A 14,789-nucleotide genomic window follows, 5' to 3' on the forward strand; every position below is an offset into this window, starting at 1 on the left:
GTGGTCCCGCCTGGGGGGGGGGGGGGCCCCCCCGCCCCCCCCCCCCCCCCCCCCCCCCCCCCCGGCCGGAGCCGGGCGGCGGTCAGCCGGCCTGGTCCCGGTCGCGCTTGGCGGCGATCTTGCTGGGCAGGCTCCACAGCTCGACGAAGCCCTTGGCGAGGCTCTGGTCGAAGGTGTCGCCGGTGTCGTAGGTGGCGAGGTCGTAGCTGTACAGGGACGCGTCGCTGCGGCGCCCGGTGACGACGGCGCGGCCGCCGTGCAGGGTCATCCGGACCTCGCCGGACACATGCTTCTGCGCGTCGGCGATGAACGCGTCGAGGGCGTCCTTGAGCGGCGAGAACCAGAGGCCGTCGTAGACGAGCTCGCCCCACCGCTGGTCGACGGACCGCTTGAAGCGGGCGAGGTCGCGCTCGACGGTGACGTTCTCCAGCTCCATGTGCGCGGCGATCAGCGCGATCGCGGCGGGCGCCTCGTACACCTCGCGGCTCTTGATGCCGACGAGCCGGTCCTCGACCATGTCGATGCGGCCGACGCCCTGGGCGCCAGCGCGCCGGTTCAGCTCGTCGATGACCTGGTACGGGGTGAGCGGGCGGCCGTCCAGCGCGACCGGGACGCCGGCGGCGAAGGTGATGGCGACCTCGTCGGCCTCGCGCGGCTGCGCGGGGTCGGCGGTGTAGTCGTAGACGTCCTCGATGGGGCCGTTCCAGATGTCCTCCAGGAACCCGGTCTCGACGGCGCGCCCCCACAGGTTCTGGTCGATGGAGTAGGGCGACTTGGCCGACACGTCGATCGGCAGGCCCTTCTCCTCGGCGAACGCGATGGCCTTGTCGCGCGTCCAGGCGAAGTCGCGGGCGGGCGCGATGACCTTCAGGTCGGGGTTGAGGGCGGACAGGCCGGCCTCGAAGCGGACCTGGTCGTTGCCCTTGCCGGTGCAGCCGTGCGAGACCGACGTCCCGCCGAACTCCTCGGCCGCCGAGACGAGGTGCTTGACGATCAGCGGCCGGGACAGCGAGGACAGCAGCGGGTAGCGGTCCATGTAGAGGGCGTTCGCCTGGAGCGCGGGGACGCAGAAGTCCGCGGCGAACTCCTCCTTGGCGTCGACGACGACGGCCTCCGCGGCGCCGCAGGCCAGGGCCCGGTCGCGGATGGCGTCGAGGTCCTCGCCGCCCTGGCCGACGTCGACCGCCACCGCGATGATCTCGCCGCCGGTCTGCTCGGCGAGGAACGGGATGGCCACGGAGGTGTCCAGGCCCCCGGAGTACGCGAGTACGACGCGCTCGCTCATGGTCGTCATCTCCTGTGAGAAAAGGGTGTCCGATGGTGGAAGGGCGGGGTCAGGGGGCCGTCGGCCCCTGACTTCGTCGTTCGCGGCCGCCCGCCAGCTTGAGCAGCGACTCGGCGACCTGCTCGCCGCCCAGCGGGTCGCGGGCGATGACGAGGATCGAGTCGTCGCCGGCGACGGTGCCGAGGATCGTGGGCCATTCGGCGTGGTCGATCGCCGAGGCGAGGTACTGCGCGGCCCCGGGCGGGGTCCGCACGATGACGAGGTTGGCGGACGCCTCGGCCGACACCAGCAGCTCCGCCGCGATCCGGCCGAGCCGGCCGGTGAAGGTCTCGGCGGCGCCGGTGCGGGCGCGGCGGATGCGCTCGCCGCCCTCGCCGGGGACGGCGTAGATCAGCGTGCCGTCGTCGGCGCGGAGCTTGACGGCGCCGATCTCCACGAGGTCGCGCGAGAGCGTGGCCTGGGTGACCTCCACGCCCTCGTCGACGAGCAGCTTCGCCAGCTCGCCCTGGGAGTGGACGGGGTGCCGGGTCAGCAGCTCGATCACCCGGGCGTGCCGGGCGGCCTTGGTCAGCGGGGTCGTCACGTGCGCTCCAGCAGCCATGCCAGCAGGGCCTTCTGGGCGTGCAGCCGGTTCTCCGCCTCGTCCCAGACGCGGCTGCGGGGGCCGTCCAGGACGGACGCGGCGATCTCCTTGCCCCGGTAGGCGGGCAGGCAGTGCAGGACGATCGCGGTGGGGTCGGCGAGGGCGAGGAGCTCCTCGTCCACGGTGTAGGGGTCGTAGAGGGAGGTGTCCTTGCCCTCCTGCCCCATCGACACCCAGGTGTCGGTGGCGAGGACGTCGGCTCCGGCGGCGGCGCGCTTGGCGTCGTCGGTCACGGTGACCGAGCCGCCGGTCGCGGCGGCGATCTCGGTGGCGCGGGCGACGATGCCCGCGTCCGGGGGCAGGGAGGCGGGGGCGCCGATCCGGACGTGCATCCCGGCGGTGGCGCAGCCGAGCAGGTAGGAGTGGGCCATGTTGTTGGCGCCGTCGCCGAAGTAGGCGAGGGTGGCGCCCGCGAGGGAGCCCTTGGCCTCCTGGACGGTCTGGAGGTCGGCGAGGATCTGGCAGGGGTGGAAGGCGTCGGTGAGGGCGTTGACGACCGGGACCGTCGTGCCCGCGGCCATCTCCTCGATGCGCTCCTGCCCGGACGTCCGCCAGACGATGGCGCTGACCTGCCGTTCCAGGACGCGCGCGGTGTCGGCGATGGGCTCGCCGCGGCCGAGCTGGCTGGATCCGGCGTCCATGACCAGGGCGTGCCCGCCGAGTTCGGCGACGCCGGTGGCGAAGGAGATGCGGGTGCGGGTGGAGGGCTTGTCGAACAGCACGGCGACCGTCCTCGGGCCCTCCAGCGGCCGGAGCGCGAACCGGTCGGCCTTGGCCCGGGCGGCGAGGTCGAGCACCTCGGCCTGCTCGGCGGGGGCGAGGTCGTCGTCGCGGAGGAAGTGCCTGGTCATGGTCAGCTCTCCTTCGCGGGAGGAGTCGCGGTGCCGGTGGCGGCGGACGCCGCGGCGAGGATCGAGGGGAACGCGGCGACGAACGACTCCGCCTGCGCGGCGGTGAGGACGAGCGGCGGCGCGATCCGCAGCGCGTCGGGCTGGAGCGCGTTGATCAGGAATCCGGCGTCGCGGGCGGCGGCCTCCACGGCGGCGGCGTGCGGCCCGGTGAGGACGGTCGCGAGCCACAGCCCGCGGCCCCGGACGCCCGCGAGCAGCGGGTGGTCGACGGCGGCGAGCCCGGCGCCGAGGACCTCGCCCACGGCGGCGGCGTTGGCGAGCAGGCCGTCCTTCTCGATCGTGTCGAGGACGGCGAGGGCGGCGGCGGCGCCGACCGGGTTGCCGCCGAACGTGCTGCCGTGGTCGCCCTTGGCGAACAGGTCGCCGTGCTCGCCGAACCCGACGCACGCGCCGATCGGCAGGCCGCCGCCGAGGCCCTTGGCCAGCGTCAGGATGTCGGGCCTGGCGTTCTCGGCCTGGAAGGCGAACCAGGCCCCGGTGCGTCCGATCGCCGCCTGGATCTCGTCGGCGACCAGCAGCGCGCCGGTGGCGTCGCAGATCTCGCGGGCGGCGGCGAGGTAGCCCTCCGGCGGGGGGACGACCCCGGCCTCGCCCTGCGTGGGTTCGAGGAAGACCGCGGCGCAGTCCTCGCCGACGGCGTCCTTGAGCGCGGCCGCGTCCCCGTAGGGGACGAAGGTGACGTCCAGCGCGAACGGCCCGAACGGCTCGCGGATCGACGCCTTCCCGGTCAGCGACAGCGCGCCCATGGTGCGGCCGTGGAACCCGTTCTCGGTCGCGACGAACCGCGCCCGCCCGTGCGCCCGCCCGTACTTGATCGCGAGCTTGAGCGCGCACTCGTTGGCCTCGGTGCCGCTGCTGGTGAGGAACACGCGGCCGTCGCCGTCCAGCAGGCCACGCAGCCGCTCGGCGAGCAGCACCTCGGGCTCGTGCAGGAACAGGTTGGAGGTGTGCGCCAGCGTCGCGACCTGCGTGGACACCGCCTCGACCAGCGCCGGGTGGGCGTGTCCGAGGGAGCTGACCGCGATGCCGGCGATCAGGTCGAGGTACGCGCGGCCGTCGACGTCGAAGACCCGGGCGCCCTCGCCGCGCGCGAGCGCCAGCGGCGGGACGCCGTAGTTCGGCATGAACGCGGCCTCGTACCGCGCCCTGAGGTCGTCGTTCGCGGTCATGACGCCATCCCCTGGGGGGCGGGCAGCACCATCGTGCCGATCCCTTCGTCGGTGAAGATCTCCAGCAGCAGCGCGTGCGGGACGCGGCCGTCCAGCACGTGGGCCCGCGGGACACCGCCGCGCACGGCGGTCAGGCAGGCCTCCATCTTCGGCACCATCCCCGCCGACAGGCCGGGCAGCAGCGCCGCCAGCTCGTCGGTGGTGAGGCTGTCGATCACGTCGTCGCTGTTCGGCCAGTCGGCGTACAGGCCCTCGACGTCGGTGAGGACGACCAGCTTGGCGGCGTCCAGCGCGACCGCGACGGCCGCGGCGGCGGTGTCGGCGTTGACGTTGAACACCTCGCCGTCGTCGCCGCGCGCGATGCTGGAGATGACCGGGATCCGGCCGTCGTCCAGCAGCGCCCGCAGCGCCCCGACCTGCACCTCGACGATCTCGCCGACCTGGCCGATGTCGACGGGCTCGCCGTCGACGAGCGCGCGCTTGCGCTCGGCGGTGAACAGGTTGGCGTCCTCGCCGGACATGCCGAGCGCGAACGGGCCGTGCCGGTTGATCAGCCCGACGACGTCGCGCTGCACCTGCCCGGTCAGCACCATCCGGACGACCTCCATGGCCTCCGGCGTCGTGACCCGCAGCCCGGCGGTGAAGGTGGAGTCGATGCCGTTGCGGGCGAGCGCGGAGTCGATCTGCGGGCCGCCGCCGTGCACGACGACCGGCCGCAGGCCCGCGTAGCGCAGGAACACCACGTCCTCGGCGAAGGAGTGCCGCAGCGCCTCGTCGGACATCGCGTGCCCGCCGTACTTGATCACGATCGTCGCGCCGTGGAAGCGCTCCAGCCACGGCAGCGCCCTGATCAGGGTCTCCGCGCGGCGCTGCGGCTCGCCGCGCGGGCCGGTCCGCGTCTCGGTGGCCACGTCGCTCATGTCGAGTACGCCGAGTTCTCGTGGACGTACTCGGCCGTGAGGTCGGTCGTCCAGATGGTCGCGCTGGCCGAGCCCGCCGAGAGGTCGACGGTGATCGTCACGTCCCGGGGGCGCAGGTCGACCCGGTCGCGGTCGTCGCCGGACGAGCCGTTCCGGCACACCCACACGCCGTTGATCGCGACGTTGATCCGGTCGGGCTCGAAGACCGCGTCGGTGGTCCCGACGGCCGACAGGACCCGGCCCCAGTTCGGGTCCTCGCCGTGGATGGCGCACTTGAGCAGGTCGTTGCGGGCGATCGAGCGGCCGACGGTGACCGCGTCGTCCTCGGACGCGGCGCCGACGACCTCGATCGCGATGGCCTTGCTCGCGCCCTCGGCGTCCACGAGGAGCTGCCGGGTGAGGTCGGCGCACACGTCGGTGACCAGCGCGGTGAACTCCTCCTCGCCGGGGACGACCCCGGCGGCGCCGGAGGCCAGCAGCAGGACGGTGTCGTTGGTGGACATGCAGCCGTCGGTGTCGAGCCGGTCGAGGGTGACGGCGGTCGCGGCGCGCAGCGCCCGGTCCAGCGCCTCGGCGGGCAGGTCGGCGTCGGTGGTGATGACGCACAGCATCGTGGCCAGCGACGGGGCGAGCATGCCCGCGCCCTTGGCCATCGCGCCGATCCGGTAGCCGCCCTCGCCCTGCCGGAAGGCGATCTTGGCGACGGTGTCGGTGGTGCGGATCGCGTCGGCGGCGGCGAGCCCGCCGTCCCCGCGCGACAGCTCGGCGGCGGCCTTGCCGACGCCGGGCAGCAGGACCTCCATCGGGAGGCGCACGCCGATCAGCCCGGTGGAGCAGACGGCGACCTCGCCGGCCGAGTCCTCCAGCGCCTCGGCGACGGCCTCGGCGGTGGCGTGGGTGTCCTGGAAGCCGGGCGCGCCCGTGCAGGCGTTGGCGCCGCCGGAGTTCAGCACGACGGCGCGGAGGCGGCCGCCCTTGAGCACCTGCTCGGTCCACTCGACGGGAGCGGCCCTGACCCGGTTGCGGGTGAAGACGCCGGCCGCCGCGCGCGACGGCCCGTCGTTGACGACGAGGGCGACGTCGCGGCCGCCGTTGGCCTTCAGCCCCGCGACGACGCCTGCGGCGCGGAAACCCTGGGGGGCGGTGACGCTCAAGGGGACACTCCGATCGTGGTCAGCCCGAGTTCTTCCGGAAGGCCGAGGGCGAGGTTGGCGCTCTGCACGGCGGCGCCCCCCGTCCCCTTGGTCAGGTTGTCGATGGCGGCGACGGCGACGACGCGTCCGGCGTCCTCGTCCAGGGCGACCTGGACGAGCGCGGTGTTGGCGCCCAGCGTCATGGACGTGGCGGGCCAGCGCCCCTCCGGCAGCAGGCCGAGGAACGGCTCCCCCGCGTAGGCGGCCTCGTAGGCGGCGCGGAGCGTCGCGGCGGTGACGCCGGGGCGGGCCTTGGCGGTGCAGGTCGCGAGGATGCCCCGGCTCATCGGCGCGAGCGTCGGGGTGAAGGAGACCGTGACCGGCTCCCCCGCGACGGCGCTGAGGCCCTGGACCATCTCGGGCGTGTGGCGGTGCGCGCCGCCGGCGGCGTAGGCGCCGACCGAGCCCATGACCTCGCTGCCGAGCAGGTGCGGCTTGAGCGCCCGCCCGGCGCCCGAGGTGCCGGACGCGGCGACCACGACGACGTCGGGCTCGGCGAGACCGGCGGCGAACGCGGGGAACAGCGCGAGGTCGACTGCCGTCGGGTAGCAGCCGGGGACCGCGATCCGCCGGGCGCCGCGCAGCCGCGCGCGCTGGCCGGGCAGCTCGGGGAGGCCGTAGGGCCAGGTGCCGGCGTGGACCGTTCCGTAGAAGCGCTCCCAGGCGGCGGGGTCGGCGAGGCGGTGGTCGGCGCCGCAGTCGACGACCAGGACGTCGTCGCCCAGCTCGGCGGCCAGCGGCCCCGACCGCCCGTGCGGCAGGGCCAGGAACACGACGTCGTGCCCGGCGAGGACGTCCGGGGTGGTCTCGGCCAGGACGCGCCCGGCCAGGGATCGCAGGTGGGGCTGGTGCGCGCCCAGCTCGGTGCCCGCGTTGGAGCCCGCCGTCAGCGCGCCGATCTCGAACTCTGGATGTCCCGCCAGGAGGCGCAGCACCTCGCCGCCCGCGTACCCGCTGGCGCCGGCCACCGCCGTCCGGATTCCCATGTCGCACTCGCCCTTCCGAAGCAATGAGCAAGAGTATGCATGAGGGTGGATGTCTATTCAATGCCGTGACCGCCGGTCCGAGCCGTCTGAGACGAGGGACACACCAAGTACTTAGACACCTAATGATTTGACGCCTAAACATCAGGACCCTAATAATCCTGGGCATGGACACCCGCAAGCTCGGTTTCGGGGACCTCACGGGCCTCGGGCCGATCGAGCAGTGGCCCGTCGGCCGCCTGTTCGCCCTCGCGTCCCGCATGTCGGGCCCGGTCGTGTCGCGGATCATCGAGCGGCACGGCGTCAGCCCGGTCGGGTTCTTCACCCTGCGCATGCTCCTCGCCGAGGACGGGCTGCGGGCCGGGGAGATCGCCAAGCGGCTGCTCATCACCCCCGCGTCGGCGACCTCGGTCGTCGACACCCTGGAACGCAACGGACATGTGGAACGGCGCCGCTCGGAGACGGACCGGCGCGCCGTGCTCGTCTACATCACCGACGAGGGACGGCGGCTGCTCTCCGAGAAGGGCATGCCCATCGGCCGCGACCTGTGGCACCTCTACGACGTCGTCGACGAGGGCGACGCGCCCGCCGTCCGGCGGTTCCTGGTCAACCTGATCGAACGCTTCGAGGAATATCCGGAGGCGATCCCCGAGGATCCGCCGGAACCGAAGGGAGACGGCGCGTGAGCGCACCCCCCGAGTCCGCCGTGAGCACGACGGACCTGAAGAAGACCTATCCCGCCGCCGGCCCCCGGCCGGCGGTGCACGCCGTCCGCGGCATCGACCTGGACGTCCCGAAGGGCGAGTTCTTCGGGCTGCTCGGCCCGAACGGGGCCGGCAAGTCCACCACGATCGGCATGCTCACCACGCTGGTCGTCCCGACCGGCGGCAGCGCGCGGGTCTGCGGGCTCGACGTGGTCAGGCAGCCCGTCGAGATCAAGCGGCGCATCGGCGTCGTCTCGCAGAACAACACGCTCGACTCCGACCTGACCGCGGGCGAGAACCTGGAGTTCCGCGGCCGGTTCTTCGGGCTGGGCGCCCGCGACGCCCGCCGCCGCGCCGACGAGCTGATGGAGCTGTTCGGGCTCACCGAGCAGCGCGGCGGCAACCCGTTCGAGATCTCGGGCGGGCAGGCCAAGCGCTTCATGATCTGCCGCGCCCTCATGCACGGCCCCGAGGTGCTGTTCCTGGACGAGCCGACCGCCGGCCTCGACCCGCAGACCCGCACCAACCTGTGGGAGGTGCTGCGCGGCCTCCAGGAGAGCGGCCAGACGATCGTGCTCACCACCCACTACATGGAGGAGGCCGAGGCGCTCTGCGAGAAGGTCGCCGTCGTCGACCACGGCAAAATCCTCGCCAGCGGCACGGTGGACGAGCTGAAGGGCGCCGCCGGCGCCGACACCGTCATCACCGTCACCTACGACGCGCCGCCCCCGCGCGAGATCAAGGCGCTCGCCGACCGGGACGGCATCAGCAAGGTCGAGATTCACGACGGCCAGGTGCGGGTGTTCGCCGCCGAGGCCGAGGGCATCCTCGGCGAACTCGTCGCGGTCGGCGCCGCGGCGGGCGTCGGCGTCACCGACGCGACCCAGCTCCGCCCCAGCCTGGAGACCGTCTTCCTCACCATCACCGGAAGGGACTACCGAGAATGAGCTCCCAGGTCCTCCCCCCGCCGCCCCCCGCCAGGGCGACGGTCCCGCGCACCTTCGCCGCGATGATGGCGCGCGAGGCGCGGGTGATGCGCAAGAACTTCCTGTCGACGTTCCTGCGGGTGCTGGTGCAGCCGGTGATGTTCGTGTTCGTGTTCGCCTACGTGCTGCCCAAGCTCGGCGGCGGCGCGATGGCGGGCGGGCCCGGCGGGCCGACGTTCTCCACGATCCTGCTGCCCGGCCTCGTCGGCTCGTCCATCATCATGCAGGCGATGATGGCGGTGATCTTCCCGCTGATGATGGAGCTGAACTGGCAGAAGTCGATCACCGACCGGGCGCTGGCGCCGGTGCCGGTGCCGCTGCTGGCCGTCCAGAAGATCATCGCGGCGGCGCTGCAGGGCCTGATCGGCGGCCTGCTGGTCTTCCCCGCGGTGCTGTTCATCCACGCCGACGGGCAGGCCCCGAGCGTCCACGTCGGGAACTGGCCGGTGCTGATCGTCGTGATGGTGGCCGGGTCGCTGCTGTCGGCCGCCGGCGGGCTGCTGCTCGGCACGCTGCTGAACCCGCAGAAGGTCCAGATGCTGTTCGCGCTCGTCCTGCTCCCGATGACCATGCTCGGCTGCGTGTACTATCCGTGGTCGGCGCTGGCGGACATCCGCTGGCTCCAGATCCTCAGCCTCGTGAACCCGCTGGTGTACGTCAGCGAGGGCCTGCGCACCGCGCTGACCCCCGGCATCGACCACATGCCGGTCTGGGCGTTCCTGCTGGCCATCGTCGGCGGGACCGTCGTCCTGTCCTGGGCGGCGACCCGCACCTTCACCAAGCGCGTCCTGACCTGACCGGATCCGGCCCGGCCCCGCGGGGCCGGGCACGGAACCCCGGTGCCCGCCAGGTCGTCACACCAGGAAGCGGAGAGTGGTCGTCTCCCCACTCCGACCGGCGACCAGGCCCCGGGACCGCACCGGGCCGGAGGCGCGAATGGCGAACCCGCTCAGGAACTGGGTCCAGTTGCTCGGCGTCGCCGCGCCCGTCGCGGGCGGGCTGGCCGCCGCCGACCAGCCGAGGCGCTTCCCGTTCTACCTCGCCGGAGTCTTCTGCCTGGTCTACGTCGTGGCGTGGTGGCTGGAGGACACCGACCGGCTCGGCCACCTCAAGAAGCGCATGTCGTGGACCGTCGTCAAATGCGGGGGCGCCGCGCTGGGCGGGGCGGCCGTCGTCGCCGCCGGGTGGATCGTCGTCCTGCAGGCCCGGTCCTTCGGGGCCGAGGGCTGCGAGCCGCCGCCCGACGTGCGCGTCATGGCCGCGCCGGAGAACATGGCCCTGGCCCAGGCCGAGGCCGCCAGGTTCGTCCAGGCCGAGAGCGACGCGGACGGCTGCCTGGCCGTCCGCGTGACCGTGTTCGAGGCGCCGCCGCCCGGCAACGTCCTCGGCGGCGTCTTCAAGGACATGGGCATCCTCACCGAGCTGCCGCGCCCCGACGTCTGGCTCCCGGCGACCAGCGCCTCGGTCGAGGAGGTCGTGCGGAACCTCGCCCCGGAGGCCCGGCTGACCTGGGGCGGGCGGTACGCCGGGCCGGCGTCGCCGCTGGTGCTCGTGCTGTCCGAGCCGGACGCGGGCGAGCTGGGCCTCACCGGCTCGGAGTCCCTGACCTGGAGGCGGCTCGCGGAGAAGGTCCGCGGCACCCGGTTGCTCATGCCCAGCCCGCAGACGACCGAGACCGGGCTGGTCGGCCTCGCCGCCCTCCTGTCCGGCGACACCTCCGACGCCTTCCAGCAGCGGCGCAGGGTCCTCGCCGGGCAGGTCGAGGCCGGCGGGGCGGCGGCGGACGACCCCGGCGAGGTGCTCTGCCGGCTGCGGACGGCGCGCGACGGCGGCCCGGCCACCGCCGCGATCGTGCCGCTGGACACCGTCAAGGGGGACCGGCCCGGCACCCGCTGCGACGCCCCCGGCGCGGAGGCCCGGCAGCTGGTGACCGTGCAGCCCGAGGGCGGGGCGATGGCGGTCGACCGGCCGGTGGTCCAGGTCCGCTGGCAGGACGGCGACCCGGACGGGATCACCTTCGCCGAGCGGTTCGGGGACTGGCTGGCGCGCTCGCTGCCCCGGGGCGCGGCGCCCGCCGCCCGCCCCCGGTTCGGGCTGGACGACCTGAGGAACGCCCGCGCCCTGATGACCAACGCGTGGAAGCCGCGCTCGGTGGGCTTCATGCTCGACCTCTCCCGGACGATGAACACGCCCGTGAACGGCGGGACGCTGCTGACGGACGCCCGGAACACCGTCTACCGCACGCTCGGCTGGCTCGGCCCGAACGACCGGGTGGGCCTGTGGCGGTTCCCCGACGGCCCGGGGGGCCGCGAACCGCGCCGGCTCGTCCCCATGGCGCCCGCGAACGATCCCGCCAAGACGCGGATCGAGCGGTGGCTGGCGCAGGCGCACGAGGCGGACGCCGAGACGACGCCGCTTTACCACGCGATCGCGGGCGCGGCGCGGCACGCGGCCGGGGAGGCCGCCGACCGGCGCGCCAGGGGGCACCGGGACGGCCGCCAGGCGCTGGTCGTGCTCACCGACGGCGTCGACGACGACCCCGGCCACGGCGACCGCGCCACCCGCGCGGAACTCCAGGACGCGCTGAAGGGCGCGGACGCCCCGGACGTCTACGTCCTCGCGCTCACCGGGGCGGGATGCCCGAAGGAGCTGGCCGATCTGCGGCGGGCGGAGCAGCGGTTCCACTGCCTCCCCGCGAACGCGGACGGCGACCCGCTGTTCGACGCGCTCTTCGGCTCGTCCTAGCCGCCCTCCGCCCGCCCCAGCCGCCGGACCCTCGCACAGAAACGGAGCCGAAGCAGGTGAACCCCTCCGCCGTGCAGGTCAGCGCCGTCGCCGGAGCGCTGGCGGCCCTGGTCGCCCTGGTCGCGTACCCGAGGGTGGCGTCCGGGCCGTCCGGGGCGGGCTGCGCGCCGGGCGCCCCGCTCGTCGTGGTCGGCGGCAAGGACCCGATCGGCGTGCGGCAGGCGCTCGTCGGCGAGTGGGCCGGCCGGCGCGGGCTCCGGGCGCGGTTCCGCCACCTGCCGCTGAACAGCGACATGGAGCACAGCGAGCTGGTGTCGACCGCGCGCTCGGGCGGCTGCGACGGCGACGTCTACATCCTCGACACGCCCTGGACCCCGGAGTTCGCGAGGGCCGGCTACATCCGGCCGCTCGACGACCTCCCGCAGGCGGGCCTGCGGCCGATCATCCCGGACCTGCTGCGCACCGGACGCTACCGCGGCAGGCTGTGGACGGTGCCGCTGAACACCGACGCGCCCCTGCTGATCTACCGCACCGACCTCGTCCGCCGCGTCCCGGCCACCCAGGCGGAGCTCAGGGAGCAGGCGCGCGCGGTCATGGGCCCCGGCACCCGCCTCAAGGCCGGGCTCATGCTCCAGCTCGACCGCTACGAGGGCTTCACCGTCGACATGCTCGAACTGGTCCGCGACCAGGGCGGGGACATCACCGTCGGCGAGGACGGGAAGGTCGCGATGGACCGCGCGGCGGTCCGCGCCGCGCTGCGCGACCTCGCCAACGCCATGCGGGGAGAGCGCCCGGTGATCTCCCCGGCGTCGCTGGAGGCCGACGAGACGGCGGGCGTCACGGCCTTCAAGAACGGCGAGGTGGCCTTCCTGCGCGACTGGCCCGCGTTCTACACCCTGCTCCTCAACAGCGGGAGCGAGGCCGCGAAGCACCTCGACGCCGTCCCCTACCCGGGCGAGCGGGTGCTGGGCGGCCAGAGCCTCGCCCTGGCCGCCTCGCTCACCGGCGAACGGGCCCGCGCGGCGCGCGAGCTGGTCGAGTACCTCACCGACCGGGAGCGGCAGCGGCGGCTGTTCGCCTGCGGCGGGTGGGCGCCCGTGCGCGAGGACGCCTACCAGGGCCCCCGGGCCTGCGGGTCCCAGGGGGCCCCGAACGAGGAGGTCGTCCTGCACGCCGAGGCGCCCGTGATCCGCCGGGCCGTGGCCTCCGCGCGCCCGCGGCCCTCCTCGGTCTACTACCCCGAGGTCAGCCGTGTCCTCCGCGACCGGCTCCGCGACCGGCTGCGGTGCATGACCGGGACGGCGGACTGCTCGGCGCAGGGCGGCGACGGGCAGTTCCTCGACGACCTCGAAGAGGCCCTGGGGCGGGCGGCGCGCGGACGCGTGCGCTGACCCGCCGCGATCACATCGGGTCCACCTCCGACAGGCCGGCGCGGCGGTCCATCGCCAGCCAGCGGGTGATCCCGATCGTCCGCAGGAACGGCAGGTCGTGGCTGACCACCAGCAGCGCGCCCCGGTACCCCGACAGGGCCTGGCCGAGCTGCCGGACGCTCGCCATGTCGAGGTTGTTGGTCGGCTCGTCCAGCAGCAGGAGCCGCGGCGCGGGCTCGGCGAGCAGCAGCGAGGCCAGCACGGCGCGGAACCGCTCGCCGCCCGACAGCGTCCCCGCCGGCTGCTCGGCCCGCGCGCCCCGGAACAGGAACCGCGCCAGCCCGGCCCTGACCTGGTTCACCGGCACCGACGGCGCGACCGCGCGGACGTTGTCGATGACGCTGAGGTCCGGGTCGAGGACGTCGAGCCGCTGCGGCAGATAGCGGACGCCCTCCACGCCGAGCCGTACCTCCACCCCCTCCGGGACGGACTCGCCGGTCAGGGCCCGCAGGAACGTCGTCTTGCCCGACCCGTTCGGGCCGACCAGCGCGATCCGCTCCGGGCCCCGGACGATCAGCTCCTCCAGCGACCCGGTCTCCGGCTCGGGCGGCGCGAGCCCGGTCACGGTCGCGACCGTCCGCCCGGCGGGCACCTCGGTCGCGGGCAGCGTCACCCGGATCTCGGCGTCCCCGCGCACCGCCTCCTCGGCCTCGGTGAGCCGGTCGCGGGCCCCGGCGAGCCGCTCCTCGTGCATGATGCGGTGCTTGCCCGCCGCGACCTGCGCCTGCCGCTTGCGCTCGCCCATCACGATCTTGGGTTCGCGCTTGGTCTCCTGCATCTTCTTGCCGTAGCGCAGCCGCCGCGCCAGCTTGACGTGCGCCTCCTCCAGCTCGCGCTTCTGGCGGCGCATGTCGGTCTCGGCCGCCCGGACGGTGCGCTCGGCGGCCTCCCGCTCGACCGCGAGCAGCTCCTCGTAGGCCGTGAGGTTGCCGCCGAACGTCCGGACGGCGCCCTCGCGCAGGTCGGTGATCTCCTGCACCCGGTCGAGCAGCTCCCGGTCGTGGCTGACGACGACGAGCACGCCCGTCCAGGACTCGACCGCCTCGTACAGGCGGCGGCGCGCGTCCAGGTCGAGGTTGTTGGTCGGCTCGTCCAGCAGCAGGACGTCGGGGCGGGCCAGGAACAGCGCCGCGAGCGCGACCATGACGGCCTCGCCGCCCGACAGCGTCGGGACGGTGCGGTCCAGCCCCACCTCGCCGAGACCGAGCCGGTCGAGTTCGGCGCGGGCGCGCTCCTCGACGTCCCAGTCGTCGCCGACGGCGGCGAAGTTCTCCTCGGTGGCCTCACCGCGCTCGATGGCGTGCAGCGCCGCCCGCGCGGCGCTGATGCCGAGCAGGTCCGAGACGGTGCCGGCGCCGTCGAGCGGGAGGGACTGCGGCAGGTAGCCGACCTCCCCCGCCACGTTGATCTTTCCCGCGGCGGGGGCCAGCTCTCCCGCGATCAGCCTCAGCAGCGTGGACTTGCCGGAGCCGTTGACGCCGATCAGCCCGGTGCGGGTGGCGCCGAACGCGACGTCCAGGCCGTTCAGGACTCGCGTGCCGTCGGGCCAGGCGAACGACACGCCGGAGCACACGATGGCGAATGACATGAGGGGGCCTCCATGATGGCGAGCGATTGGCGGAACACATGGAGACACCGCGTGGGGCGCGCGACGCGGCCGGCGGGCGGGAGGCCATGGCGGCGGGCGAGGCCGTCATGACATGCGAAAGCCCGGCGGGGACGAAGGTCCACGGCTGAGGTCACGTGCGCGGGCCGGTGAACGGCCGTCGCGCGGTGTCGGACCTCAGATCCTCAATGGACTCCCCTGCCGGGCGGCAATG

At 74.1% G+C, this 14,789-nt stretch carries 13 protein-coding genes; 5 read left to right on the forward strand and 8 right to left on the reverse strand.

Annotation, left to right across the window (positions count from 1 at the left end):
• Positions 1-82: 82 nt before the first annotated feature.
• From KLI87_RS38355 to argC, 7 genes are read right to left on the reverse strand one after another with little or no spacing between them, the layout of a single operon-like run.
• Positions 83-1,285: an argininosuccinate synthase gene (locus KLI87_RS38355; protein ID WP_214620928.1), complete on the reverse strand. Its 1,203-nt coding sequence runs from the start codon at positions 1,283-1,285 to the stop codon at positions 83-85.
• 49 nt (positions 1,286-1,334) lie between these two features.
• Positions 1,335-1,886 (reverse strand): arginine repressor, encoded by a 552-nt coding sequence (locus KLI87_RS38360; protein WP_156221804.1) that lies wholly within the window; start codon positions 1,884-1,886, stop codon positions 1,335-1,337.
• Positions 1,865-2,779 (reverse strand): ornithine carbamoyltransferase, encoded by a 915-nt coding sequence (gene argF, locus KLI87_RS38365; RefSeq protein ID WP_214620929.1) that lies wholly within the window; start codon positions 2,777-2,779, stop codon positions 1,865-1,867. The genes KLI87_RS38360 and argF overlap by 22 nt, the downstream gene beginning before the upstream one ends.
• A gap of 2 nt (positions 2,780-2,781) precedes the next feature.
• Complete coding sequence (locus KLI87_RS38370; protein WP_156221800.1) at positions 2,782-4,008, reverse strand: acetylornithine transaminase; 1,227 nt, start codon at positions 4,006-4,008, stop codon at positions 2,782-2,784.
• Complete coding sequence (argB, locus tag KLI87_RS38375; protein ID WP_156221798.1) at positions 4,005-4,928, reverse strand: acetylglutamate kinase; 924 nt, start codon at positions 4,926-4,928, stop codon at positions 4,005-4,007. Before argB ends, KLI87_RS38370 begins: the two co-directional genes overlap by 4 nt.
• Complete coding sequence (argJ, locus tag KLI87_RS38380; RefSeq protein WP_214620930.1) at positions 4,925-6,082, reverse strand: bifunctional glutamate N-acetyltransferase/amino-acid acetyltransferase ArgJ; 1,158 nt, start codon at positions 6,080-6,082, stop codon at positions 4,925-4,927. The genes argB and argJ overlap by 4 nt, the downstream gene beginning before the upstream one ends.
• Positions 6,079-7,107, reverse strand: a complete 1,029-nt coding sequence (gene argC / locus KLI87_RS38385; RefSeq protein ID WP_214620931.1) for an N-acetyl-gamma-glutamyl-phosphate reductase — start codon at positions 7,105-7,107, stop codon at positions 6,079-6,081. Before argC ends, argJ begins: the two co-directional genes overlap by 4 nt.
• 164 nt (positions 7,108-7,271) lie before the next feature.
• Here argC and KLI87_RS38390 point away from each other — a divergent pair, with 164 nt between their 5' ends.
• The 5 genes from KLI87_RS38390 (at position 7,272) to KLI87_RS38410 (ending at position 12,930) form a co-directional block, all read left to right on the forward strand.
• A complete protein-coding gene (locus KLI87_RS38390; RefSeq protein WP_156221792.1) occupies positions 7,272-7,790 on the forward strand; it encodes a MarR family winged helix-turn-helix transcriptional regulator in 519 nt (172 codons plus the stop codon).
• Positions 7,787-8,755, forward strand: coding sequence for an ABC transporter ATP-binding protein (locus KLI87_RS38395; protein WP_214620932.1), 969 nt, complete (start codon positions 7,787-7,789; stop codon positions 8,753-8,755). The genes KLI87_RS38390 and KLI87_RS38395 overlap by 4 nt, the downstream gene beginning before the upstream one ends.
• Positions 8,752-9,591 (forward strand): ABC transporter permease, encoded by an 840-nt coding sequence (locus KLI87_RS38400; RefSeq protein ID WP_156221790.1) that lies wholly within the window; start codon positions 8,752-8,754, stop codon positions 9,589-9,591. The genes KLI87_RS38395 and KLI87_RS38400 overlap by 4 nt, the downstream gene beginning before the upstream one ends.
• Positions 9,592-9,730: 139 nt before the next feature.
• On the forward strand, positions 9,731-11,539 hold the full coding sequence (locus KLI87_RS38405; RefSeq protein WP_156221788.1) for a vWA domain-containing protein: 1,809 nt from the start codon (positions 9,731-9,733) through the stop codon (positions 11,537-11,539).
• Positions 11,540-11,595: 56 nt separating this feature from the next.
• Positions 11,596-12,930 (forward strand): extracellular solute-binding protein, encoded by a 1,335-nt coding sequence (locus KLI87_RS38410; protein ID WP_214620933.1) that lies wholly within the window; start codon positions 11,596-11,598, stop codon positions 12,928-12,930.
• Positions 12,931-12,940: 10 nt separating this feature from the next.
• Here KLI87_RS38410 and KLI87_RS38415 read toward each other — a convergent pair whose 3' ends face one another.
• Positions 12,941-14,557, reverse strand: a complete 1,617-nt coding sequence (locus KLI87_RS38415) for an ABC-F family ATP-binding cassette domain-containing protein (protein WP_214620934.1) — start codon at positions 14,555-14,557, stop codon at positions 12,941-12,943.
• Positions 14,558-14,789 lie beyond the last annotated feature (232 nt).

Source organism: Actinomadura sp. NEAU-AAG7 (assembly GCF_018603865.1).
Lineage (GTDB): Bacteria > Actinomycetota > Actinomycetes > Streptosporangiales > Streptosporangiaceae > Spirillospora > Spirillospora litoris.